Annotated in this window: 18 protein-coding genes; 4 read left to right on the top strand and 14 right to left on the bottom strand. The window is 65.5% G+C overall.

The genetic code is table 11. The features are described from left to right. Positions 1-7 precede the first annotated feature (7 nt). The 5 genes from GWQ44_RS25690 to GWQ44_RS25670 form a co-directional block, all read right to left on the bottom strand. The gene (locus GWQ44_RS25690; protein WP_275928545.1) at positions 8-796 is read right to left on the bottom strand and encodes a nucleotidyltransferase domain-containing protein; all 789 of its coding nucleotides are present in this window, start codon (positions 794-796) and stop codon (positions 8-10) included. Positions 797-812: 16 nt separating this feature from the next. Continuing rightward, the gene (locus GWQ44_RS25685; RefSeq protein WP_273923151.1) at positions 813-1,457 is read right to left on the bottom strand and encodes a hypothetical protein; all 645 of its coding nucleotides are present in this window, start codon (positions 1,455-1,457) and stop codon (positions 813-815) included. An 18-nt stretch (positions 1,458-1,475) separates the two neighbouring features. Next, positions 1,476-2,819 carry a PBS lyase gene (locus GWQ44_RS25680; protein WP_275928544.1) on the bottom strand — a complete coding sequence of 448 codons (1,344 nt, stop codon included), beginning with the start codon at positions 2,817-2,819 and terminating at the stop codon, positions 1,476-1,478. 4 nt (positions 2,820-2,823) lie between these two features. Continuing rightward, complete coding sequence (locus GWQ44_RS25675) at positions 2,824-4,050, bottom strand: RtcB family protein (RefSeq protein WP_275928543.1); 1,227 nt, start codon at positions 4,048-4,050, stop codon at positions 2,824-2,826. A 767-nt stretch (positions 4,051-4,817) separates the two neighbouring features. Beyond that, a complete protein-coding gene (locus GWQ44_RS25670; RefSeq protein ID WP_275928542.1) occupies positions 4,818-6,368 on the bottom strand; it encodes an RNA-binding protein in 1,551 nt (516 codons plus the stop codon). 204 nt (positions 6,369-6,572) lie between these two features. Between GWQ44_RS25670 and rtcR the strand changes: the two genes are divergently transcribed. Further along, positions 6,573-8,165: an RNA repair transcriptional activator RtcR gene (rtcR, locus tag GWQ44_RS25665; RefSeq protein WP_275928541.1), complete on the top strand. Its 1,593-nt coding sequence runs from the start codon at positions 6,573-6,575 to the stop codon at positions 8,163-8,165. Positions 8,166-8,289: 124 nt separating this feature from the next. On the opposite strand, the gene GWQ44_RS25660 is transcribed toward rtcR, so the two are convergent. Next, complete coding sequence (locus GWQ44_RS25660; protein WP_275928540.1) at positions 8,290-8,709, bottom strand: PaaI family thioesterase; 420 nt, start codon at positions 8,707-8,709, stop codon at positions 8,290-8,292. 197 nt (positions 8,710-8,906) lie between these two features. Between GWQ44_RS25660 and GWQ44_RS25655 the strand changes: the two genes are divergently transcribed. Beyond that, complete coding sequence (locus GWQ44_RS25655) at positions 8,907-9,704, top strand: DUF4349 domain-containing protein (protein WP_275928539.1); 798 nt, start codon at positions 8,907-8,909, stop codon at positions 9,702-9,704. Between the two features lie 154 nt (positions 9,705-9,858). Here the strand turns inward: GWQ44_RS25655 and GWQ44_RS25650 are convergent, their stop codons facing one another. Together GWQ44_RS25650 and GWQ44_RS25645 are read right to left on the bottom strand one after the other, a co-directional pair. Next, on the bottom strand, positions 9,859-10,452 hold the full coding sequence (locus tag GWQ44_RS25650; protein WP_275928621.1) for an ATP phosphoribosyltransferase regulatory subunit: 594 nt from the start codon (positions 10,450-10,452) through the stop codon (positions 9,859-9,861). Between the two features lie 485 nt (positions 10,453-10,937). Then, positions 10,938-12,029: a DUF1615 domain-containing protein gene (locus tag GWQ44_RS25645; RefSeq protein ID WP_275928538.1), complete on the bottom strand. Its 1,092-nt coding sequence runs from the start codon at positions 12,027-12,029 to the stop codon at positions 10,938-10,940. A 303-nt stretch (positions 12,030-12,332) separates the two neighbouring features. Here GWQ44_RS25645 and GWQ44_RS25640 point away from each other — a divergent pair, with 303 nt between their 5' ends. Together GWQ44_RS25640 and GWQ44_RS25635 are read left to right on the top strand one after the other, a co-directional pair. Continuing rightward, positions 12,333-12,947, top strand: a complete 615-nt coding sequence (locus tag GWQ44_RS25640) for a LysE family translocator (RefSeq protein ID WP_016962992.1) — start codon at positions 12,333-12,335, stop codon at positions 12,945-12,947. A 63-nt stretch (positions 12,948-13,010) separates the two neighbouring features. Next, complete coding sequence (locus GWQ44_RS25635; RefSeq protein WP_275928537.1) at positions 13,011-14,561, top strand: FAD-dependent oxidoreductase; 1,551 nt, start codon at positions 13,011-13,013, stop codon at positions 14,559-14,561. Positions 14,562-14,730: 169 nt separating this feature from the next. On the opposite strand, the gene GWQ44_RS25630 is transcribed toward GWQ44_RS25635, so the two are convergent. From GWQ44_RS25630 to GWQ44_RS25605, 6 genes are all read right to left on the bottom strand, one after another. Further along, entirely contained in the window at positions 14,731-17,205 is a 2,475-nt protein-coding gene (locus tag GWQ44_RS25630; RefSeq protein ID WP_275928536.1) for a TonB-dependent siderophore receptor, read from the bottom strand. A gap of 103 nt (positions 17,206-17,308) precedes the next feature. Then, positions 17,309-18,280 carry a FecR domain-containing protein gene (locus GWQ44_RS25625; protein ID WP_275928535.1) on the bottom strand — a complete coding sequence of 324 codons (972 nt, stop codon included), beginning with the start codon at positions 18,278-18,280 and terminating at the stop codon, positions 17,309-17,311. Next, positions 18,277-18,798, bottom strand: coding sequence for a sigma-70 family RNA polymerase sigma factor (locus tag GWQ44_RS25620; protein WP_016962996.1), 522 nt, complete (start codon positions 18,796-18,798; stop codon positions 18,277-18,279). The genes GWQ44_RS25625 and GWQ44_RS25620 overlap by 4 nt, the downstream gene beginning before the upstream one ends. A gap of 111 nt (positions 18,799-18,909) precedes the next feature. Next, positions 18,910-19,884: a porphobilinogen synthase gene (gene hemB, locus GWQ44_RS25615; protein ID WP_047303488.1), complete on the bottom strand. Its 975-nt coding sequence runs from the start codon at positions 19,882-19,884 to the stop codon at positions 18,910-18,912. 272 nt (positions 19,885-20,156) lie between these two features. Next, a complete protein-coding gene (locus GWQ44_RS25610; protein ID WP_275928534.1) occupies positions 20,157-20,753 on the bottom strand; it encodes a hypothetical protein in 597 nt (198 codons plus the stop codon). After that, positions 20,750-21,652: a PhzF family phenazine biosynthesis protein gene (locus tag GWQ44_RS25605; protein WP_275928533.1), complete on the bottom strand. Its 903-nt coding sequence runs from the start codon at positions 21,650-21,652 to the stop codon at positions 20,750-20,752. The genes GWQ44_RS25610 and GWQ44_RS25605 overlap by 4 nt, the downstream gene beginning before the upstream one ends. Positions 21,653-21,979 lie beyond the last annotated feature (327 nt).

Raw genomic sequence — 21,979 nt, 5'->3', positions numbered from 1 at the left:
TCATTCCTCAGGCGTAGTGCCGGACGGTTTCCCGCAGGTAAGCGTCCAGCAACGCGTTGTCTTCATGGGTGCGCGCCAGCTTCGGCACCGGGCGCTCCAGCTCGGCGGCGATAAAGGCGTGCAGTGCCGGGCGTCGTGGCCCGTAGGCGGACTCCTCGGCGCTGCGTTTCAAGGCCAGCAGCTCGGCCACCTCGTCCAGCAGTGGTTGATGCTCGACCGTGGTCAGCAGATCGGCAAAGGTCATCGGCGGTCGGCCGCGACCCTGGTCGATCCAGCGCACCGCCAGCAACGGCCGCAGCACGTAGAAGTACTTCTTGAAACGCACGCTTTCGCCTTGCAGGTAACCGCGAAAGTTCTTCTTGGCCATCGACAGATAATGATTGCGCGCCGCCGGCGGGCTGTAGAACGCCTCCGCCAGCTCTCGCAGGCGCGCGGCGGCGGCCGGCTCGCTGCGATACACCAGGGGCGAATCCAGCCATTCCAGCAGGGTCGGGTTGGACTTGCGCAACAGCCCGAGGGTCTTGCGCAGTTCCCAGCCGCTGATGTCCAGCTCGTCATCCAGGGGCCGCTCGATCACGTCGCGCCCGGCATCCACCTGGATGAACCATTCGGGCTTTTCCACATAAACGAAACGCACGTCGTAATCACTGTCGGTGGAGGCAAAGCCCCAGGCCCGACTACCGGATTCGCAGGCGTACAGCACCTGCACATTGCGCTCGCGCTCGATCCGCGCCAGCTCGGCCAATACCCGTTCGCGCATGGCGCGGCTCAGGGGATGGTGCTTCAGGTGTTCCATGATCCTTTTTCCTTGTTCAATCCGTGGCGCTGGCAGCCAGCACACTCAGGGTCCGGCGCACGGGGTTCCACACCGTCAGGCACCAGACGCCCCACCACTCCAGGCCTTCGTCGAAATAGTCACTCCAGGGCAGCAGGTGCGGGCCCATGTCCGGCGCCAGAAAGTCCAGTTCCAGGTTGCCTACCCAGTTGATGACATGCGGCCCCTCGGCGGGGTCGAGCCCCAACACCTGCAACCAGTGGCCGAACGCCTGCCGGGCCTGCTCGATGCCGCCGGGGAACTGCGTCCCATACGGCGGGTCGTAAAACGCCTGGAACAAGGCCCACTCCTGCGGCTCCAAATTTTCGCAGACCAGCTGCCGGACCTGTTCTTGGCCGAGCGCCTCAGGCACCGCCCGCTCCTGCTCCCAGCGCATCGACGTCAGGCCGACGTCGGCATAGCGCGGGTCCTGGCGCAGTATTTCCCAGCGCTCGCGGCGCTCGGCCATGAGTTGCAGGTACAGGTGCTGCAAGCCCTGGCGATGCAGGGCTTGATCCACCTCAGCCTCGGGCTCGACCGCCAGCACCACAAAATCGAAGACGCAGTACACCTCTTTCAGTAGCTGGCGTAGCGCGCGGCAGTGTTCATCTTCCATCCGGGTCAACAGTGGCCGCGGCTGCATAAAGGCTCTCTCCATTTTTCAAAGCAGGCGCTTGGCTGAACCTGCGGGCAATTCACCGGCTGCCTCCATCGCCTGCACACGCTGCAACATGGCTTCGCGCAGCGGCTTGGGGGTGACCGGATCGAACATCCCGTAGCGGCTATCGCACCAGCGCGCCAGAGTCTCACGCCAATAGGCGGCCTCGCTGCCGCCCTGCCCCAGGCGCCACAGCAGGTATTCCAACTGGCGCCAGCCCGGCTTGAGAGCCAGCAGGGCCCAGCGCCGCGCCTTCGGCAGGTCGTGCCAGTGCTGGTCCAGACGCTGCTCCAGGACCTCGTCGAAGACTGCCCAGGGTTGCTCGTGCAACAGGCCCAGGGCGCAGTTGAAGACTTTGTCCGAGGCGTCGTCCAGGGCCGCCAGTTGCTCGGCCATGCCACGCTCGCCCAGGGTCTGCAGGGCCAGCCGGCGCACACTCGGGGCCGGCGAGGCCAGGGCCTGTCGCACCATGGCGTCGGCCATGGGTTCCTGCAGCTCCTTGACCAGCCCCAACAGGCCCAGCCAAGCACGCTTGTTCCGTGGTGCCGGCTGTTGCAGCCGCTGCAGCAATACCTCGTGCGGGTCCAGCCCGTGACGGGGCGCGGCCCAATGGGCCAGGCAACGCAAGGCCCCCGAAGGGTCCAGCAAGGCCTGACTCAGATACTCGCGAGGATCGGCCAGCAACGGCAGCAGCAAGCGCAGCGCCTTGACCCGCACACTGGCGCCGCAGCTGTGCATCACCTCTTCCAGCAGGGGCACGGCCTGTGCGGCCGGCAGCTCGGCGCAGGCATCCACCGCCATCTGCCGCACACTGACTTCGCTGTGGCGCAAAGCCCGGGCCAGCAGCGCCGTCCGATCCGGCGCCCCTTCGAGCAACAGCTCGAAGACAAAGCGCGCGGCCTTGCCACGGCAAGCGGCAAAAGCCGCTTCAACTTCTTCGCGTACCTGGGCCAGCTGCAGCACCGCACGCGCCCGTTCCAGGGTCGCGCCGTGGTCCGCGCGCTGTTTGCCGGCCAGGGCCAGCAGCGGCTTCAGACTCTGCAACAGCAGCTCGGCGCGCTCGGGTGCCAGATACCCCTCGATCGCCGCGGCAGCCTCCTGGCGTACCTGGGGCACCCAATCGTTGAGGCGCTCCAGCAAGGCCGCCAGGGCCTCGGCCGAAGGCTGTGCGGCCAGGCCGCGCACGGCGGCCTGACGAACGAAACCGTTGCCAAAGCGGCTCAGTTCCAGCCAGGCGCTGTGCCGGTCCAACTCCTCCATCACCTCCCGCACGCGGCGGGCTTCGTAGTCGCTCAGTTGGTACTGCCAGCCGGGCGGCGCCGCTATCAAGGCGTCCATGTCGTCCATTGTTCTACCCCTTAACGCACACCACCTGACGCAGGGTGTGCAGCACTTCCACCAGCTCGCGCTGGGCGTGCATCACTTGGTCGATGTCCTTGTAGGCCATCGGGATTTCGTCGATCACCGCTTCGTCCTTACGGCACTCCACATGGGCGGTCGCGCGGATCTGGTCGGCCAGGGTGAAGGTGTTCTTGGCCTTGGTGCGGCTCATGGTACGCCCCGCGCCGTGGCTGCAGGAGCAGAACGCCTCCTCGTTACCCAGCCCGCGAACGATGAAGCTCTTGGCCCCCATCGACCCCGGGATGATCCCCAGCTCGCCCTTCTTCGCCGACACCGCGCCCTTGCGGGTCACCAGCACCTCTTCACCGAAGTGGCGCTCCTTCTGCACGTAGTTGTGGTGACAGTTGACGGCCTCCAGCGCCACTTCGAAGGGCTTGCTGATCACCTGGCGGGTGGCCTGGATCACCAGTTGCATCATCAGCTCGCGGTTCTGCCGGGCGAAATCCTGGGCCCAGGCCACGGCTTCCACATAGTCGTCGAAGTGTTGGCTGCCTTCCTCGAAGTAGGCCAGGTCGCGGTCCGGCAGGTTGGCGATATGTTGGCGCATATCGGCCTGGGCCAGGTGAATGAACAGGTTGCCGATGGCGTTACCGACGCCGCGGGAACCGCTGTGGAGCATGAACCAGACCCGGTTGGCCTCATCCAGGCAGACCTCGATGAAGTGGTTACCGCCGCCGAGGGTTCCCAGGTGCTTGCGGTTGTTGCTGTTGGCCAGGGCCGGGTACTTATCGGTGATCGCCTTGAAGCGCGGATGCAACGCCGCCCACGCCTGGTCGGCCTGATTCGGTACGTCACCCCAGGCGCCCTTATCGCGACCGCTACGGGGCGAAGTACGACCGTGAGGCACCGCCGCCTCGATGGCGCTACGCAATCCGGCCAGGTTATCCGGCAGGTCCGAGGCGGTCAGCGAGGTACGGGCGGCGATCATTCCGCAACCGATATCCACCCCGACCGCCGCCGGGATGATCGCGCCCACCGTGGGGATCACGCTACCGATGGTCGATCCCTTACCCAGGTGCACGTCGGGCATCACCGCCAGGTGCTTGAAGATGAACGGCATCTTCGCGGTGTTCATCAATTGCTGGCGCGCTTCGTTTTCCACGGGCACGCCCTGGGTCCACATCTTGATCGGCTTGCCGTTGGCGACTTCCAGCAGTTGGTAGGTCTTGTGTTCCATGTCGTTGACTCTTTTTCCTGTGGCCGCTGATTCGGCCTTGTTCAATAGGGTGTGCAGGAGCCGGGGCGCAGCAGACGGTCTCAGGGGCCTCTTCGCCGGCAAGCCAGCTCCTACGGCGTTGCGGTGTTCGGTACAGACGGCGACCAGTGAAGGTGGAACATGCAGCGCGCTCTGCCTCTGAGCTAGCACCTTGCGGTGCGCGGGACTCGAACCCGCGACCACGCTGTCCTGTAGTTCCACCGGCATTCGCCGGGTCAATCGGTGCAGGCCTGGCCTGCGGGCAGCGACAAGGGAACGGGCACATTTGCTCTACCGACTGAGCTACAGCCTTGCGGCTGGCGGGGCTCGAACCCGCGACAAAATGTAGTACCCGTGGCATTCGCTGCCATCCCGCCGAGGCGGGGGGAAAAGATGCGACGACAAGGAGTCGATGAAACGGTGCACTCGCGTTCTGACCATTGAACCACGGCGCCGTTTTCCAGCACCGGCGGGAATCGAACCCGCATCTCGAACCTTGGATGTAGTTCCATCCGCATTCGTCGCAAAAACTGCAAAAAAGGTGGCACGACAAAAGGAGTGACTGATCGCCGGATTCGAACCGGCTTAACCAATATGTACAGCCACTGGCATTCGTACCGTCACCGGCCCTGACAAGAGTTGCTGAGACGCCTTTGGATGTAGTCACAGCGGCATTCAGGGCCAATGAGCAAAAAAATCTGTGGTGTGCGCCGGCTGGCCGGCGCACGGTTTATCTCATGTTCCAGCGATCAGAGCGGCATCGCCTCGATCGCCTTGACCCAGTGCTGCGCACCGTAGTTGCCCGCGGTGAACTGCTCGATCACATCGAACACCGCGTCACTGAAGCCGCCGACGTTGAGGATGTCCTCGCGGTCTGGCGCCTGGGTCGTGGCGCCGGGTTGCATATCGATGCACACCAGCTTCGCCTGCGGGTTGATGGCCCGGATCCGCTCCCACTGGCGCATGGTTTCCGTGGCGCCGTGGCGCCGCGCATCGATCCACGACTCGTTGTCCGAGACCAGGATCAGGGTGTCCACGCGGCCCTTGGCGTTGGCCAGTTGCGCCAGGGGCGCCGAGCAGTTGGTCCCGCCTCCGCCGATGTTCGCCAGCTTCTGCGCATTGCTCATCACGCTGTCCCGCGGGTTGAGGTGGATGTTCACCACCCCCCGCTCGAACGGCATGACCCGCGCCGCCGGCTGCTTGCGCAACACCGCGGCCGCCACCAGTGCCGCCACATCGATGCAACGCACCGCGGTGGTGGCGCCCTGGCGATAGCCGGTGACCGGGCTGTGCATCGAGCCCGAGACATCCGGGCAGACCACCACGTGGCCCGCCAGCGCCGGGACGTTGGCCAGGGACAGCTCCAGGGCATCCTGCAGCGCCTCGCGGACCGCTTGCGGTACGTCCTCACCAGCCATGCGGTAGGCCGCCAGCAGTTGGTACGGATAAACCCGGGCCTTGGCCACTTCATCGGCATCCGCCAGCCGCGCCGCCACGTACTCGCTGCAACCCGGCACCTGGAACGCGCCGTGGCGGGCCAGGGTGTTGAGGTTCATGCGCAGCCCCTGCCAACCCATGTTGCGGGCCTGCGCCGCCCATTGTTCGGCGCTCAGTGTCTCGTTGCCGAGCAACTGGAACGGCACCTGCGGCACCTGGGTTATCGCCCCGCTGCGAAACGCCAGCAGGTCGCGGGTCAGCTCAGGCAGCGCCTGCACATCCACCGGCTTGCCGATCACCCAGGCGAAGAAGGCTTCGCGCCAGGCATCGCTTGGCTTGGGATGAACCATCTTCAGCACGTCCGCCAGGGACGGCTTGGTGCCGATCGAGGCCTGCAACAGCTGACGCTCGCTGGCGCTGTTCAACCAGTTCTGCACCAGGCGCTTGGGCTGCGACCCCAGGGATTTGCGCCCGGTCACGCCGCTGCGCAGGATCTGCACGAAGTTGCGCAGCATCTTGCCGTTGTCCACCACCTGGGCGAACAGCTCCGGCACCAGGGCCGAGCGTTGTGCGGTCAGCGCCGCCAGCAGCAGCGCCGGCATGTCCTTCATATGGCCTTGCTGCCGAGCGTAACGGGCGGCCTGGGCGACGAAGCGGCTGTCCAGCTGGCTCACCAGTTGCAGCACCGCGTCCAGTTGACCTTCAGGCGAGGTGTAGAAGGTCGAGTTCAGGCAACCGGTGACCGCCAGCTGGGCCAGGCGATGCTTGGCGTTGTAGGCATAAGCCCCGGCCTTGGAAGCGTTCAGGGTGGTGCTCACTGGCGCTTTTGCCTGTTGGGTGTTGAACAGCTGGAAGTTGGCCATCTTGGCGTCTCGCTCTGTTGTCTCGTTCGTTGCCAGATACATTGCAGCTGCTGTGCCAGGTTTTGTTTTTCCGGCAAATTATTTTTTAAATTATTGATTTATAACGTTTTTATTTTTAATCGCTTTTTCACTGAGCATTCAACAAGACAAACGCCTCGATAATTTTATATCTTTGCTTATCGCTTTTTATCTTCAGGTATAAACATGTCGAGCAAGCCCACGGTCGCCATTGGTTTTGTCGGTTCCACCCTCGATCGCGTCGGCAAGGGTGCCAACCGCTGGAGCCATTGGCGGCCCACGGTCGGCCTGTGCCAGCAGCAGGACGTGCTGATCAACCGCCTGGAACTGATCCACGGCCTGGACGCCCGGGATATCAGCCTGGCCGAACGGGTGGCCAACGACGTGCGCCAGGTGTCGCCGGAAACCGAGGTGCGCCTGCACCCCATGGGCCTGAACAACCCCTGGGATTTTGAAGAGGTGTACGGCGCCCTGCACGACTTCACCAACGCCTACCCGTTCGATACCGAGCGCGAGGACTACCTGGTGCACATCACCACCGGCACCCACGTGGCGCAGATCTGCTGGTTCCTGTTGACCGAGGCGCGCTACCTTCCGGCCCGGTTGATCCAGACCTCGCCAGCCCGGCGCCGCGACCCCAGCGAACACGCCACCGGCACCCATGCGCTGATCGACCTCGACCTGTCGCGCTACGACCGCATCGCCTCGCGCTTTGCCCACAAGCGCCTGGAAGGCCTGGCCTTCCTCAAGTCCGGGATCGCCACTCGCAACCCGGCGTTCAACCGCTCCATCGAGCAGATCGAGCGGGTCGCCGTGCGCTCCAAGGCGCCGATGCTGCTGATCGGCCCCACCGGTGCCGGCAAGTCGTTCCTGGCCCGGCGCATCTATGAACTCAAGCGCGGCCGGCACCAGGTGCAGGGACGCTTTGTTGAAGTCAACTGCGCCACCCTGCGCGGCGACGGTGCCATGTCGGCGCTGTTCGGCCATATCAAGGGCGCCTTCACCGGCGCCCAGAACGCCCGCGACGGCCTGCTGCGGGCGGCCCACAGCGGCATGCTGTTTCTTGATGAGATCGGCGAGCTGGGACTGGACGAACAGGCGATGCTGCTCAAGGCCATCGAGGAAAAACGCTTCTTCCCCATGGGCGCGGACCAGGAAGTGGAGAGTGACTTCCTGATCATCGCCGGCACCCACCGCGACCTGCGCGGCCGGGTGGCCCAGGGCCTGTTCCGCGAAGACCTGTATGCGCGGATCAACCTCTGGACCTTCAACCTGCCGGGGCTGGCGGGACGCCGCGAGGACATCGAGCCGAACATCGATTTCGAACTGGAGCGTCACGCCCGGGAGCAAGGGCAACTGGTGCGTTTCAACCTGGAGGCGCGGCGCCGCTACCTGGCCTTTGCCAGCTCCAGCGAAGCAGCTTGGCTGGGCAACTTCCGCGAGCTGTCGGCCTCCATCACCCGCATGGCCACCCTGGCCGACAGCGGACGCATCGACCAGGCCCAGGTCGAGGAGGAAATCCAGCGCCTGCGCCACGCCTGGGGCCTGGAAAATGCCGAGGATGAACTGCAGGCGCTGTTGGGCGACGAGGTAGAGCTGGACCTGTTCGACCGTCTGCAGCTCAAGGCGGTGATTGCCGAATGCCGTCGCGCCGACAGCCTGTCGGACGCCGGGCGCCGGCTATTCGGCGTGTCACGCCTGGGCAAGGCCAACCCCAACGACGCCGACCGCCTGCGCAAATACCTGGCGCGCTTCGGCCTGGACTGGAAGCAACTGTAGCCGCTGCCGCAGGCTGCGCACGGCCCGTAGGGACGCAGGGTGCTCAAGATCGATAGAGGTTTGGCTGGCGATTGCCAGGCAAGGTCCTGCGGACCTTGGCGCAGCTTCGCAGGCTCAGCAGCGGCTACAGGGCTGCGGTTGGGACGGCGAAGACGCCGCTGGCCCGGGCCACTTCACGCTCGCCGACTCGCAGCACCACGGTGGCAAAGGCCATCTGCCGGCCGCGCTTGGCATGTTCCAGGCGCACCTCGATCCATTCCCCGACCTGCACCGCCCCCAGGTAGTCGAGGGTCATGCTGGCGGTGATCAGCGGCAACGGCGGCTCGCTGGAGAACGCCATGGCGTAGCCCATGCCGATGTCCGCCAGGGTGGCGATGATGCCGCCATGCACCGTACCCCGGCCGTTGGCGTGGCGGGTGTCGGCGCGCAGGCCGAGGCGCAGTTCACGGCCACTGCCACGCCCATAGACCGGGCCGATCAGCTCCAGCATCGGGCTGCTGCGAGGCCAGGGACTGAAGCCCGGGGGAATGTCCGATTGGCTCATGAGGCTCTCCTTGAACCGCTGGGTGACAGAGGGTTGCCCAGGACGACAGGTGTAGCCCTGATTGACCACGATGCCTATGAGCATCAGCCAGGCAAATTGGCGAAAATAAGTTGCGCCGCGATCGTGGTGATCCTGGGAACAGCAGTAAGATGCGCACCTGCGCCCTAGCCGCAGTTTCAAGTACTCAAGGAGCCTCCATGCAACATCAGGACGATCACCCTGCCATCCGCCGTCGACTGGCCTTTGCCCTCTTCGGCGCCCTGGCCCTCAGTGCCTGTTCCCCCAGTGATCACAACAGCTCCGCGGTGGCCCTCGGCGGCGCCCAGGGCAAGGCTGGCGCCCTGCTGGCCTACGAACACGAACTGACCCTGTCCCTGCCCGCCGAACAGATCGGCCCGCACCTGGAACAAACCCGCGAGTCCTGCGAAAAGGCCCAGTTCGGCCCCTGCAACATCCTGCTTCTGGAACAGAGCAAGTACCGCGCTCGGGTGGTGTTGCGAATCGCCCCGGACGGTGTCGAACCCATCGTCAAGCAGGCGTCCGAAGGGGCCGAACTGGGCGAGCGGGTCACCAGCGCCGAAGACCTGGCCGACGCCGTGGCCGATGTGCAACGCCAGCAACAGCGACTCAAGGCCCAGCAACAGCGCCTGGATGAACTGGCGGCGCGCAAGGACATCAGCGTCAGCGACCTGATCGCCCTGAGCAAGGAGCAGGCGGGCATCGAGAATGACCTGCAGGCCCTGGCCCAGACCGCCGCCGGACACCAGCGTCGCCTGGACACCAACCGCCTGACCCTGAACTTCCTGCCCAGTGACGGCGCAGAACGCGGTTCAAGCCTCAAGCGCGCCCTGCGCGACCTGCCGGACAACCTGGCCGAGGGCACTGCCGCAGCCCTGGAGAAAGGCAGCCAGGCCCTGCCCTTCGTGATCCTGGCCTTCCCGCTGGCACTGCTGTGGGTCTGGCTATGGCGCAAGTTCGTGCGTCGCCGCCCCTGAGTTTTGCGGCACCCTTGCGGGCGCCTTCGCTGGCAAGCCAGCTCCTACGGTTAGCCCACACACCGCGCAAGGCCACGTAGGAGCCGGCTCGCCGGCGAAGAGGCCGGCGAATCCTGCAGCGCTCCCAACGGCGCCTTCGCTGGCCAGCCAGCGCCTACGGCTGGGGTTGCAGCGCCAGTTGCAGGCGCTCCAGGCCGATGCCGAATCCGGCACCTTCGCGGTAGGCGCCGGCACCTACCACTTGCTGTTGCGCACCCAACTGCGGGCAACGCACCTCGAAACCTTCGCCATTGAGGTAGTAGGTCAGGCCGCGCTTGACCCCGAGGTTGAGCTCGTACTCCAGGCCCAGGGCATCCAGAAAGCCAACGCACAGTTCCCGCGCGCGCTCCAGCGCCTGCAAGGGTTCGGGCCCCAGTATCTCCAGGCCCAACTGGGTGAATTCTCGATACCGCCCGGCTTGCGGCCGTTCATAGCGATAACAGCGAGCGACGTAGAAAAAGATCGCCTGCTCCCGTCCTGCCAACAGCTCGCGGGCGGTTTCCTGGAACAGTGCAGTGGCTTCCGGAATCAGGCAGCAGGGCCGTCCGGCCTTGTCATTGAAGGCCCACATCTGGCCGATGACTTCACTGCCGCCGGCCTTTTCGATAAAGGTGTCCTGGCCCCACAGCGCCGGGACTATGACTTCTTCAGCACCCGCTTCGATGAAGCCAGCTCCGGAAGCGTCCTTCCAGGGTGCGTAGGGCGGCAGCTTGCGGGCCGGTGATCATTCGAGTGCCACGGAGCATGGTCATGGGTGTTTCCTCTTGGTTTTTGACAGGCAATAAAAAAGGCGCCTTACAGGGCGCCTTTGGTTTTTTTCATCGACGGTCAGTGATCGCGTTCTCTCGATAACTGACGGCTCGACGCGCACAAGCGACCACGGCCCCTGAAATGAGGTCGATGGTGATGAAGGCGGGAGTCGAGGCGGAAAAAATTCATGGCGCATCCTGCCACGCGGCCCAAGTGCCTGACAAGCGGCTCAATCATCCGGCACTCGCCGGCGAAGAGGCCTGTGAGTCCTGCTGCGCTGTCAAGGGCGTCTCCGCTGGCAAGCCAGTTCCTACGGCAGGCAGGCACACCTCTGCGCCCAACCGCAGGAGCCGGCTTGCCGGCGAACAGGACCGCAAGCCTTGCAGCGCCCTGACGGACGCCTTCGCTGGCAAGCCAGCTCCGACAACGGGCAGGCCCTTGGGGTTACAGCGGCCGTTGCAGGCAGCGCTGGTAGCGCTCGTCCACGCGCTTGGCGAACCAGGCGGTGGTCAGTTGGCGGGTGATCTTCGGGCTCTTGAGTTCGATGCCCGGCAGTTGCTGGCGCGGCACGGGTCGGCCCGCCGCTCGATCGGCCAGGGCAAACACCTGGCGGTACAGCTCGGTCTGTGCAAAGGCCTGGCTGTCGCCCTTTTCCAGTTGGGCGCGGATCTGCGGGTTGCGCAGCCCCAGCTGTTTGCCCAGGCTGCGCACCGCCAGTTCGGTGCTGCCAGGCAGGAGCGAGTCGTAGCGGATCAGGTCGCCATCCAGCGCCAGCTTGATCCCGCTGAGGCGGCTGACCGCGGCCTGGAACGCCGCATTGCGGCTGGCGTACCAGCCGGCGTTGAAGTCGGCAAAACGGTACAGCGGTTGCGGGTAGTCCACCGGATAGCCCAACAGGTGGGCGATGCCGAAGTACAGGCCGCCACGGCGACTGAAGACTTCATGGCGGATCGTGCCCTGCACCGGGTACGGATAGCCCTGGGCATGCTGCTGGGCAAACTCGATGCTGACCTGCATCGGCCCGCCGGTGTGCACCGGGTTGAAGCCGCCAAACAGGGTCTGGCCCAGGGGCACCATGCCGATGAAGTCATCGAAGATCGCGCTCAATTCCTTCTCGCTGCGGGCCTTGGCCAGACGCTGGCTGTAGGACTGGCCGTCCGGGCCGTGCACCTGCAGGGCCGCGCTGACCAGCAGCGCCGGTACATGCACCTTGGCCGCGCGGCGGTCGATTTCCTCCCGGGCAATGCGCCCCAGGCCCGGCACTGTCGGGTCGACCTGGAAGGTCGATTCCTGCTCGGTCACCGCCAGCACCGCGCACAGGTTGCTCGGGCTCGGCTCAAGGCCCTGGGCGCTGAAGGCCACCTGGATATCCCGGGCCCAGCCCGGGCGGTCGCTGACCTGGGCCGGCAGCAGGCGCAGGATCCGCGCCTGGGTCTGCTCCGGGGTCAGCGTCGGCGCCTGGGGGCCGCGCGAGCTGGCACAACCGGCCAGCAGCGACAGGCCCAGGAGGCAACTTAGAAGACGGTGGGAAATCATGGGACTCCGCGAGATGGCTGGGCGAGGACCGTGCAAGTAAAGCAGCGGCACGAGGCGTTCGACCAAGGAATGCCAGCGCTGTTCCCGCCACGCCCCTGTAGCCGCTGCCGCAGGCTGCGAACGGCCCGTAGGGACGCAGGGTTCTCAGGATCGATAGCGGTTTGGCTGGGGATTGCCAGGCAAGGTCCTGCGGACCTTCGCGCAGCTTCGCAGGCTCAGCAGCGGCTACAGGCTAAAATCCTTCTATTGGCGGTGTGGCTGGGTGTACCTTGATGACCCCGCCCTCAATGGAGTGACACCCGGATGCTGACCCTGGATTTTCTGCTCACCAGTCTGATTGTCGTGCTGATTCCCGGCAGCGGCGTGATCCTGACCATTTCCACCGCCCTGGTGGCCGGCAAGCGCGCCAGCCTGTTCACCGCCATCGGCTGCACCGCCGGGATCGTCCCCCACCTGCTGGCCTCGATCCTCGGCCTGTCGGCGATCCTGCACACTAGCGCCCTGGCCTTTCAGGGCCTGAAGTTCGCCGGGGTCGCCTACCTGCTGTACCTGGCCTATGCCACCTGGCGTGATCGCTCGGCCTTTGCGGTAGACAGCAACACGGTCAGCCACGGCGCCGGCGCGCTGATGCTCAAGGCCTGCCTGCTGAATATCCTCAACCCCAAGCTGACCATTTTCTTCCTGGCCTTCCTGCCCCAGTTCATCGCCCATGACGGCAGCGACCCGATCCCGCAGATGCTGCTCTTGAGCGGCGTGTTCATGGCCATGACCTTCTTCGTGTTCGTGCTCTACGGCCTGCTGGCCAATCTGTTCCGCACTGCGGTGATCGAGTCGCCCAAGGTGCAGAACTGGTTGCGCCGCAGCTTTGCCGCGAGCTTTGCGGGACTGGGCCTGAACCTGGCCTTCGCCCAGCGTTGACCCCGCGGCAGGCGCCGCCCGCAGCCAGAGGCATGACGTTGATCTCCTAACGAGGGCAAACACATGAACTGCAGCGACGTACTGATCATCGGCGCCGGCCCCACCGGCCTGGTGCTGGCGCTCTGGCTGCGCCAGCAGGGGGTCAAGGTACGGATCATCGACAAGACCTCGGGCCCGGGCAGCACTTCCCGGGCCCTGGCGGTGCAGGCCCGGACCCTGGAGCTGTACCGCCAGCTGGACCTGACCCAGGCCATCGTCGAACGCGGCCACCACGTGCCGGCGGTCAACCTCTGGGTCCGCGGCGAGCGGGCCGCGCAACTGCCGTTCAACGCCATCGGCGAAGACCTGACGCCCTACCCCTTCCTGCAGATCTTTCCCCAGGACGAGCACGAGCAACTGCTGATCGAGCGCCTGGAACTGCTGGGCGTGCGCATCGAGCGAGACACCGAACTGCTGGCCTTCACCGACCACGGCCACCTGATCAACGCCCGCCTGCGTGGCCCCGACGGCCGCGAGGAACACTGCCAGGCCTTCTACCTCGCCGGCTGCGACGGCGCCCGCTCCACGGTGCGCAAGACCCTGGGCACGGGGTTCCCCGGCGGCACCTACCAGCAGGTGTTCTACGTCGCCGATGTCGAGGCCGACGGCCCGAGCATCGACGGTCAATTGCACGTGGACCTGGACGACGCCGACTTTCTTGCGGTATTTCCCCTGGCCCACAGCGGCCGTGCGCGCCTGATCGGCACCGTGCGTGACGAGCGCGCCGAGCACCCGGAAAACCTGCGTTTCGAAGACGTCAGCCAGCGCGCCATGCATCAGCTCAAGGTCAACGTCACCCAAGTCAACTGGTTCTCCACCTACAAGGTGCACCACCGGGTGGCCGAGCAGTTTCGCTGCGGCCGGGTGTTCCTCCTGGGCGATGCCGCCCACGTGCACAGCCCCGCTGGCGGCCAGGGCATGAACACCGGGATCGGCGACGCCATCAACCTGGCCTGGAAACTGGCAGCGGTACTCAGCGGCAAGAGCGCCGAAAGCCTGCTGGACAGCTATGAAATCGAACGCATGGAGTTTGCCCGGCGCCTGGTGGCCACCACCGACCGGGTGTTCAGCTTCGCCACCGCCGACGGCCCGGTCGCCTACCTGGTACGCACCCGCCTGGCGCCCCTGCTGCTGCCGAAGATCGCCGCCTTCGACAGTGCCCGGGAATTTCTCTTTCGCACCGTGTCGCAGATCACCCTCAACTACCGGGGCATGCCCCTGAGCGCCGGCGGCGTCGGCCCGGTGCACGGCGGCGACCGCCTGCCCTGGGTTCGCGACGGCGAGCATGACAACTTCGACAGCCTCGATTATCTGGGCTGGCAGGTGCACGTCTATGGCGTCACCAGCAACGCGGTGCAGGACTGGTGCGCCGAACACCGGGTGCCGTTGCGGATCTTCGACTGGCGCTCGGCCCATGCCCGCGCGGGGCTGGCGCGCAATGCCCTGTACCTGCTGCGCCCGGACACCTACGTGGCCCTGGCCGAACGTTCGGCCGATCCGCGGGTGCTGGAGCGCTATTTCCGCGAACGCGAGATCTCCCCGCAGAACAGCCCGGCCGCCGTCAAACCGCGCTGATCCGCGCTCGGCGCACTGCGCACTGCGCAGCCGGGACCGGGCATCGGGTTGCACATGCATGGGCGCCGGCCCCCTAGCCGCGGTTGCGCCGCGTCAGGGCTGCGCTCGACGCCGCGCCGCCCACGGCCTGAAGCGTTCGCGCAGAAAGCCTGCGCGAACGCCAGGGCCCTTAGAATTCGGCCTTGACCGACAGGGTGAAGTTGCGCGGATCGCCGTAGAAGTTGCCGAAGCCTTCGGTGCCGATGGTGGTGTAGTAGCGCTTGTCCAGCAGGTTGTTGCCGTTGAGCGCCAGGGACCAGGTGTCGTCGATGCGATAACCGATGCGGCCGTTCCAGATCGCATAGCCGGCCTGGCTGATGTGCTTGCCGCTGGTGGGCGAGACCCGGTAGTTGTCGCTCTGGGCATTGACCCCAGCGCCCACATTGAAGCGCTCCAGGGCACCGCCCAACTGGTAATCGCCCCAGACCCGCAGCAGGTGTCGCGGCACATAGCTGTTGTACGCCAAACCGTCGTTGTGGCTGTCGGCATCTTCCAGGATCTTGGTCTGGGTGTAGGTGTAGCCGGCCAGCAGTTGCAGGCGTTCGATCACCTCGCCGCTGACTTCGGCTTCAACGCCCTGGGCGCGGACCTTGCCCGAGTTCAGCGAGCAGGTGCTGTCCGGGCAGGCCGGGTCGTCCTGCTGCGCATCCTCCTGAAGGGTGCGGAACAGGCTGAAGGCGCTGTTCAGGCGGCCGTCGAACCACTCGCCCTTGATCCCCAGCTCATAGCTCTTGCCCACCAGCGGCTTGAGAGACGCACCGTCCAGGGTCCGATAGCTGCCCTGGGGGGTGAAGATGCTGGAGTAGCTGGCATAGGCCGTGAGGTTGTCGTTGAGGTCGTACAGCACCCCGGCGAACGGCGTGACCTCGCCGGTTTCCTTGGAGCGGGCACTGCTGGGCGTGCGGGTATCGCGCCAGTAGGCCACGGAATCGTTCTGCGACTTGTACCAACTGACCCGGCTGCCCATGACCAGGGTCAGCGGGTCGGCGAGCTTCAGGCGCAGGGTGGAATACAGCCCTTGTTGCTGGATCCGCAGATCAGTGGGGCCGCCCCGGGTGGAGTTGCTTTCGTAGTAGCTGGCATCGGGCTTGGGCAGGTGGTGATCGGGGTCCAGCACATTCTGCCGCTGCGGCAAGCCGGCCACGGCGTAGAAGTCGTCCTTGATCGAACGGCTGGCGTTGGCGCCGAATATCAGTTCGTGCTCCTGGCCAAAGGCCTGGAAGTGGCCGTCGACATAGGCATCGAAGCCGTAATCCACCTGATCGTAGTCATAGATGCTGCCCAGCATCAGGGTGCTGGAGCGGCTGGCACCCACCGGCACCGAACCGCTGGGGAAGGCGTACTCGACGTCCTGGGTGTTGCGGCTGTAGACCCCGGCCACCTTCAGCGCCCAGTCATCGTTGAGCTGCTGGCGCAGGTCGGCGAAATAGGTCGCGCGCTTGCTGCGCGAGTTGTTCCAGGCGGTGTTCAGGCAGGTGGAACGGCCGAGCTTGAGGTCGCTGCCGTCGCTGTAGCGCGGCAGGCCGCCCCAGCACGGGCGCGAATCAACGTCTTCATAGGCCATGCCCAGGCCCAGGCTGGTGTCGTCACTGAGGTCGAAATCCAGGGCGCCGTAGTAGACCTGATCCTTGCGCTCCCCCAGGTCGTAGAAGTACTGCCGGGTCTGCTGAGTCACCACCGCCCGGCCGCGGACGGTGCCGGCATCGTTCAACGGCCCGCCGGTGTCCACCTGGGCCCGGTAGTTGTCCCAGCTGCCGGCGGACATCGTCAGTTCGGTGTGGGGCGTGGCCTGGCCGCGCTTGCGCACGAAGTTCACCGAGCCGGCGGTGCCGCCCGCGCCCTTGAGCATGCCGGCGGCGCCGCGCAGGATCTCCACCCGGTCATAGAAGGCCATGTCGCTGCTGAAGCTGTCGGCCTGTACGTAGCTGCTGCCCATGTCCAGGGGCACGCCGTCGTACTGGTACTGGCCGGTCATGCGAAAGCCCCGGGAGTAGAAATACTTGCCGCCCATGGGCGAGTCGTAGAGGGTGATGCCCGGGGTCTTTTCCATCACCTGGTCGATGGTGTTGAGGTTCTGGTCATCGAGCATCTTGCGGGTGATCACGGTCACCGACTGCGGGGTTTCCTTCAGCGAGTGCTGGCCCTTGCCGATGGTCACCGCGCCGGTGGTGTAGGAACCGGAATACTCGGTGGTGGCCCCCAGCTCCTGGCCCTGCACCTGGGTGGTGCCCAGTTCCAGGGCGCCGCTGCCCTGGGGCACGGGGCGCAGCACATAGCTGCCATTGCTTTGCGGCTCGGCCTGCCAGCCGCTGCCGGCAAGAATCCGCGCAAAGCCTTCCTGTACCCCGTATTCACCCTTGAGCCCCGCCGAACGCAGGCCGGCGGTCTGCCGGGCATCGAAGGAGATCGCCGCGCCGGCCGCGCTGGCGTAACGGCTCAGCACCTCGGTCAGGTCACCGCCGGCAATGTCGAAGCGGCGCACCGCCGTCTGTTCGCTGGCCGCCACCGCGGTCAACGGCAGCAGCGCCGCGCCATACACCGCCAGCGCGCCCCAGAGCCCGAGCTTGATGGCCTGGGCCAACTTCGACTTGTGAACTTCAGACATGCTTTGCCTTCCCCCGATCTTGAAAATGAATCCACTGGGGGATGAGCCGGATCAGAATGGGCAAAAGTGCAAAGACCGGAATAATTATTTTTACCGTTTGGTTTCAGCCGACGCGGCGCTGGGACACCCGCACCCAATAGCGGGTGTAGCGCTCGATGCGCAGCGAGAAACCGCTCTCAAGCGCCGCCAGGGCGCGATCGGTGTCATCGATGGGAAAGGCCCCGGAGACCTTCAGTCCGGCAATCTGCGGATCGCACTGCACCACTCCGCGGCGATAGCGCGACAGGTCCGCCAGCAAGCCCCCCAAGGGTCGGTCGAGGGCGATGATACTGCCCTGGCGCCAGGCGCCTACTGAAGCATCGTTGGGTTGCAGCGCGGCGAAACTCCGGGTGTTGAAGGCCAGTTGCTGCCCGGCTTCGACCCGACGCACCAGCGCCCCATTACCCAGGCTGACCTGCACGCCCTGCTCCAGCACCGCCACCTGATCCTCACGCTCGTCGCTGCGCAACACGAAACGCGCGCTCTGGGCCTGGACCTCACCGTGGCGCGTGATGACCCGCAATGGCCTGTGCAGCGCATCAACGCCAGCGCTCACCAGCATCTCGCCCCAGAGCAACTGCAACCGGCGCTGCTGAGCGTCGAAAGTGACATTCACCGAGGTGTCGGTGTTGAGCAGCAATGCACTGCCGTCCGCCAGGCGCACTTCGCGGCGTTCGCCGACCTGGGTCCGATAGTCCGCCAGCAGTTGCTGGGCGCTGTCGCTGCGCCAGCCCAGCCAGCCCAGTGAGCCGGCCGAGGCCAGCACCATCAGGTTGCGCATCAGCTCACGGCGCGAGCGCCCGGCCCCGCGCAAGGTGGAACCGGCCAGGCCACCAGGCAAGGCCGACATCTGCTCGCCCAGTTGCTGCATGCGTTCCCAGGCCTGGCGATGCAAGGGGTCGGCGGCCAGCCATTCGCGCCAGGCTGCCTGTTCCTGTTCGCTCGCTGTGCCGGAGCGCAACTGCGCATACCAACGCGCCGCGCCGCTGATGGCCTGGCGCTCGCCCACGCTCAGTTGCAGCTTGGCAAAACTCATGACAACTGCATCCGCATCTGCATCAGGCAGCAATGCTCCATGGCCTTGGCCATGTAGTTGTTGACGCTGCGCACCGAGATCTGCAGGCGTTCGGCGATCTGCTCGTAGGTCAGGCCATCGCACTGGGACAGCAGGAAAGCCTGCTTGACCCTGGCCCCCAGGCCGTCCAGCAGGCGATCAACTTCCAACAGCGCCTGGAGCATCAGGTTCTGCTCCTCCGGCGACGGATGCTCGCCCTCGGGCACCAGGGCCAGGGCCTCCAGGTACGCCTGCTCCAGGGAACGGCGGCGAAACAGATCGATCAGCAGGCCCCGGGCAATGCGCGACAGGTAGGGCCGCGGCTCGCGGATCTCCAGGGCATTGCGCGCCTTGAGCACCCGCACGAAGGTGTCCTGGGCCAGGTCGGCGGCATCGAAGGTGTTGCCCAGGCGCTGGCGCAACCAGCCCTGCAGCCAGCCGTGGTGATGGGTGTAGAGGTCGGTGACGGCACAGCGCAGGGATAAGTCGTCGGCGGGCATGACAATAAGGATTCATATTTGATAATGAATCGCATTGTCATGTAGAGGCGGAAGTCTTGGCAAGAGCCACGAACGCCGGACGACGTTCGTGGCGGTACGGCGGGGGCCTGGTCAGATCCCGGCCAGGGCCAGGTCCATGGCGAAGTAGGTGAAGATCAAATCGGCACCGGCGCGCTTGATCGAACCCAGGGTTTCGCGCACCACCCGCTGCTCGTCGATGGCCCCTGCCTGGGCGCCGAACTTGATCATCGCGTACTCGCCGCTGACCTGGTACGCCGCCACCGGCAGCCGCGAGGCCTCGCGGATGTCGCGGATGATGTCCAGGTAGGCCCCGGCGGGCTTGACCATCAGCGAGTCGGCGCCTTCCTGCTCGTCCAGCAGGGACTCGCGCACCGCTTCGCGGCGGTTCATCGGGTTCATCTGGTAGCTCTTGCGGTCGCCCTTGAGCGCACTGCCACCGGCTTCGCGGAACGGGCCGTAGAGCGCCGAAGCGAACTTGGTGGAATAGGCCATGATCGGCGTCTGGGTGAAACCGGCGGCGTCCAGGGCCCGGCGGATGGCCTGGACCTGGCCGTCCATGGCCGCCGACGGCGCGATCACGTCGGCGCCGGCACGGGCCGCGGCCACCGCCTGCTTGCCGAGGTTGATCAGGGTCTGGTCGTTGTCCACTTCATGGCCGTGCATCACGCCACAGTGGCCGTGCTCGGTGTATTCGCAGAAGCAGGTGTCGGACATCACGATCATCTCCGGCACCGCATCCTTGGCGATGCGCGACATGCGCGACACCAGGCCGTTTTCCTTCCAGGTGTCGCTGCCGTCGCAGTCCAGGTGGTGCGACACACCGAAGGTCATCACCGACTTGATCCCGGCGCGGGCGTAGCGCTCGATCTCCCCGGCCAGCTTGGATTCGGGAATGCGCATCACCCCGGGCATGCTCTTGATCGGCACGAAATCGTCGATTTCTTCCTCGACGAAAATCGGCAGCACCAGGTCGTTGAGGGTGAATTCGGTTTCCTGGAACAGACTGCGCAGTTGTTCGGAGCGACGCAGGCGGCGGGGACGGGCTTCTGGGAACTGGCTGGACATGATTTTTCCTAAGGCTGAGCGCGGGATAACACGAGCGATGGCGAAAAAAGGCTGAAAGCTTATGCCCAGAGCCGCCAGGGTACAAACCCGCACGGCTCAAGAGAGCCTTGCCGATGCCGTAACAATACCTGCCAGGCCCCGCGATTCAGGGGGGTGTCGGCCCCTCGACGCGGCCAGCCTGCGACCATCTGACGCAACAGCGGCAGCCGCCATTGAAAACCGGCGCGCGACAAATCTTGCAGCGGCGCTTGGTTCCCGCACGGTGGCGCACACTACGGCGGCTCGCTGCCCTGCAAATTGAGGGTGTAGTTCTTCAGAGGCGTTTTGAAGTAGGCCATGCCGCCGCCGTCAACCTTTCCCCTGAGCACGATTTTCTTGACCCTGTCGGCAATTTCATCGTCAGCCTTTTCGGACTGAATCGTCGCTTCGATGCACTCGCCAGGCGGGTAACCCACGGTTCGAACGATCAGATTGAGATCGACGTAATGGTCAGCCTCGCGACCCACAACGCGACGATTCTCCGGGCCCTGGGTCCAATAGATTTCCACGACCTTGCCGGCGGATGGCTTGAGCGGCAGGTTGCACGTGGCATTCAGCGCCACGCCCTGGTCCCCTGGCGTGGCCGCCACGCTGGCTGAGGCCGCGGATTCACTGCGCGGTGTCTTGCCAGGCAAGGTTGCTGGGCCGGGCTGTTGTTTGACCGCCGTGGTTTCTGCGCTGCAAAGCAGGGGATCAAGGGCCAGCAAACCCACCAGGCCGGCCCGCAGCAGCCAGCCCTTGCAGGACCCAACCTGGGCCCAGGTGCACCGGAGCCGTGCCGGCTTGTGCGTGCCGGGGCCTGCAAAATCGCCAGGGCTCAGCGCGTTCATGGGTGCCTCGGATCAGTGGGCGAAGGTGTATTTCCGCACGCTTGCTCACTGGTTTGGAGAAGTCTCAGGTGTCCCTCAATGCAGGTGCGCGCCGTGCCGCCGATCCAGATTTCATCGCCGATCTGTTCCACGTCAATCCGCCCTGCCCGGCCCATGCTCAGGCCCTGGCTGACGCGGTAGCGAGCCGGTGCCAGCCCGGCGCCCAGCAGCCACTGGGCGAGGCCGGCGTTGAGGCTGCCGGTGGCCGGGTCCTCGGGCATGCCATCACCGGCGATAAAGGCCCGCACCTCGAACTGCGCGTCGCTGTCATCGCGCTCGGGGTCATAGGGCGCGATCACCCCGACCGCCAGACCGACCAACTCCGGGTAGTCCGGTTGCAGGTCCAGCACCTGCTGGCGTTCGCCGAGCATCACCGCCAGCCAGCCGGCGCCGTTGTCGACCCACTGCGCCTGCACGATGTCCCCGGGCGCCAGGCGCAGACCACGGCGCACCTGCTCCAGCACCTCGGGCTCCACCGGGCCGGACTTGAGCAGCGGCGGCGCGAGAAAGGCCAGCTGATTGCCCTGACGGCGGATGCGCACCAGGCCCACCTCGCACTCCTGAATGATCTCCTCGCCCTGAGGCACGCCGCCGGCTTCGAGCCAGGCGTGGCAACTGCCCAGGGTCGGGTGACCGGCGAAGGGCAGCTCTTGAGTGGTGGTGAAAATCCGCAAGCGATAGTCGGCGCGGGGGTCGCGGGGTTTGAGCAGGAAGGTGGTTTCGCTGAGGTTGGTCCAGGTGGCGAAGGTGGCCATGCGTTCGTCGCTGAGGTCGTCGGCGTTGAACACCACGGCCAGGGGGTTGCCTTTGAGCGGAGTGGAGCTGAAGACGTCGACTTGTTTGAAGTTCAGGGCGGGCATTTAGAGGGGGCCTGTGGGGGGAGCGGTTGGTGATTGTAATGGGTTGGGGGGTGGGTACATATCCGTTCCTGCGGGTGCAGCCACTTACGGTTTCGCTCTTACAGCGAGTGGGATGGGGTACATATCCATTGCTGCGGTTACGGCTGCTTATGGTTTCGCTCTTACAGCGAGTCACTTTGAAGAGCCCAAAGTAACCAAAGGCTCCTGCCCCTCCACTCGGTGCCTCGCCTAGGCTCGGCATGCCCGAACTCCGGCATTGATCCGTGGGCCGCCGCAATGGGCCATCCATGGCCCAGTGCGGCTAACCCGGCGTCCTGCCGGGTTACC

This window comes from Pseudomonas sp. 3MA1 (assembly GCF_029237275.1).
GTDB classification, from domain to species: domain Bacteria; phylum Pseudomonadota; class Gammaproteobacteria; order Pseudomonadales; family Pseudomonadaceae; genus Aquipseudomonas; species Aquipseudomonas fluorescens_AP.
The sequence above is the reverse complement of the archived record's forward strand: the minus strand, read 5'-3'. Positions and strand labels throughout refer to the sequence as shown.

Bases quoted from the DNA above. Each gene is read 5' to 3' on its own strand.
- GWQ44_RS25690 (WP_275928545.1), bottom strand. From the start codon at position 796: ATGGAACACCTGAAGCACCATCCCCTGAGCCGCGCCATGCGCGAACGG.
- GWQ44_RS25685 (WP_273923151.1), bottom strand. From the start codon at position 1,457: ATGCAGCCGCGGCCACTGTTGACCCGGATGGAAGATGAACACTGCCGC.
- GWQ44_RS25680 (WP_275928544.1), bottom strand. From the start codon at position 2,819: ATGGACGACATGGACGCCTTGATAGCGGCGCCGCCCGGCTGGCAGTAC.
- GWQ44_RS25675 (WP_275928543.1), bottom strand. From the start codon at position 4,050: ATGGAACACAAGACCTACCAACTGCTGGAAGTCGCCAACGGCAAGCCG.
- GWQ44_RS25670 (WP_275928542.1), bottom strand. From the start codon at position 6,368: ATGGCCAACTTCCAGCTGTTCAACACCCAACAGGCAAAAGCGCCAGTG.
- rtcR (WP_275928541.1), top strand. From the start codon at position 6,573: ATGTCGAGCAAGCCCACGGTCGCCATTGGTTTTGTCGGTTCCACCCTC.
- GWQ44_RS25660 (WP_275928540.1), bottom strand. From the start codon at position 8,709: ATGAGCCAATCGGACATTCCCCCGGGCTTCAGTCCCTGGCCTCGCAGC.
- GWQ44_RS25655 (WP_275928539.1), top strand. From the start codon at position 8,907: ATGCAACATCAGGACGATCACCCTGCCATCCGCCGTCGACTGGCCTTT.
- GWQ44_RS25645 (WP_275928538.1), bottom strand. From the start codon at position 12,029: ATGATTTCCCACCGTCTTCTAAGTTGCCTCCTGGGCCTGTCGCTGCTG.
- GWQ44_RS25640 (WP_016962992.1), top strand. From the start codon at position 12,333: ATGCTGACCCTGGATTTTCTGCTCACCAGTCTGATTGTCGTGCTGATT.
- GWQ44_RS25635 (WP_275928537.1), top strand. From the start codon at position 13,011: ATGAACTGCAGCGACGTACTGATCATCGGCGCCGGCCCCACCGGCCTG.
- GWQ44_RS25630 (WP_275928536.1), bottom strand. From the start codon at position 17,205: ATGTCTGAAGTTCACAAGTCGAAGTTGGCCCAGGCCATCAAGCTCGGG.
- GWQ44_RS25625 (WP_275928535.1), bottom strand. From the start codon at position 18,280: ATGAGTTTTGCCAAGCTGCAACTGAGCGTGGGCGAGCGCCAGGCCATC.
- GWQ44_RS25620 (WP_016962996.1), bottom strand. From the start codon at position 18,798: ATGCCCGCCGACGACTTATCCCTGCGCTGTGCCGTCACCGACCTCTAC.
- hemB (WP_047303488.1), bottom strand. From the start codon at position 19,884: ATGTCCAGCCAGTTCCCAGAAGCCCGTCCCCGCCGCCTGCGTCGCTCC.
- GWQ44_RS25610 (WP_275928534.1), bottom strand. From the start codon at position 20,753: ATGAACGCGCTGAGCCCTGGCGATTTTGCAGGCCCCGGCACGCACAAG.
- GWQ44_RS25605 (WP_275928533.1), bottom strand. From the start codon at position 21,652: ATGCCCGCCCTGAACTTCAAACAAGTCGACGTCTTCAGCTCCACTCCG.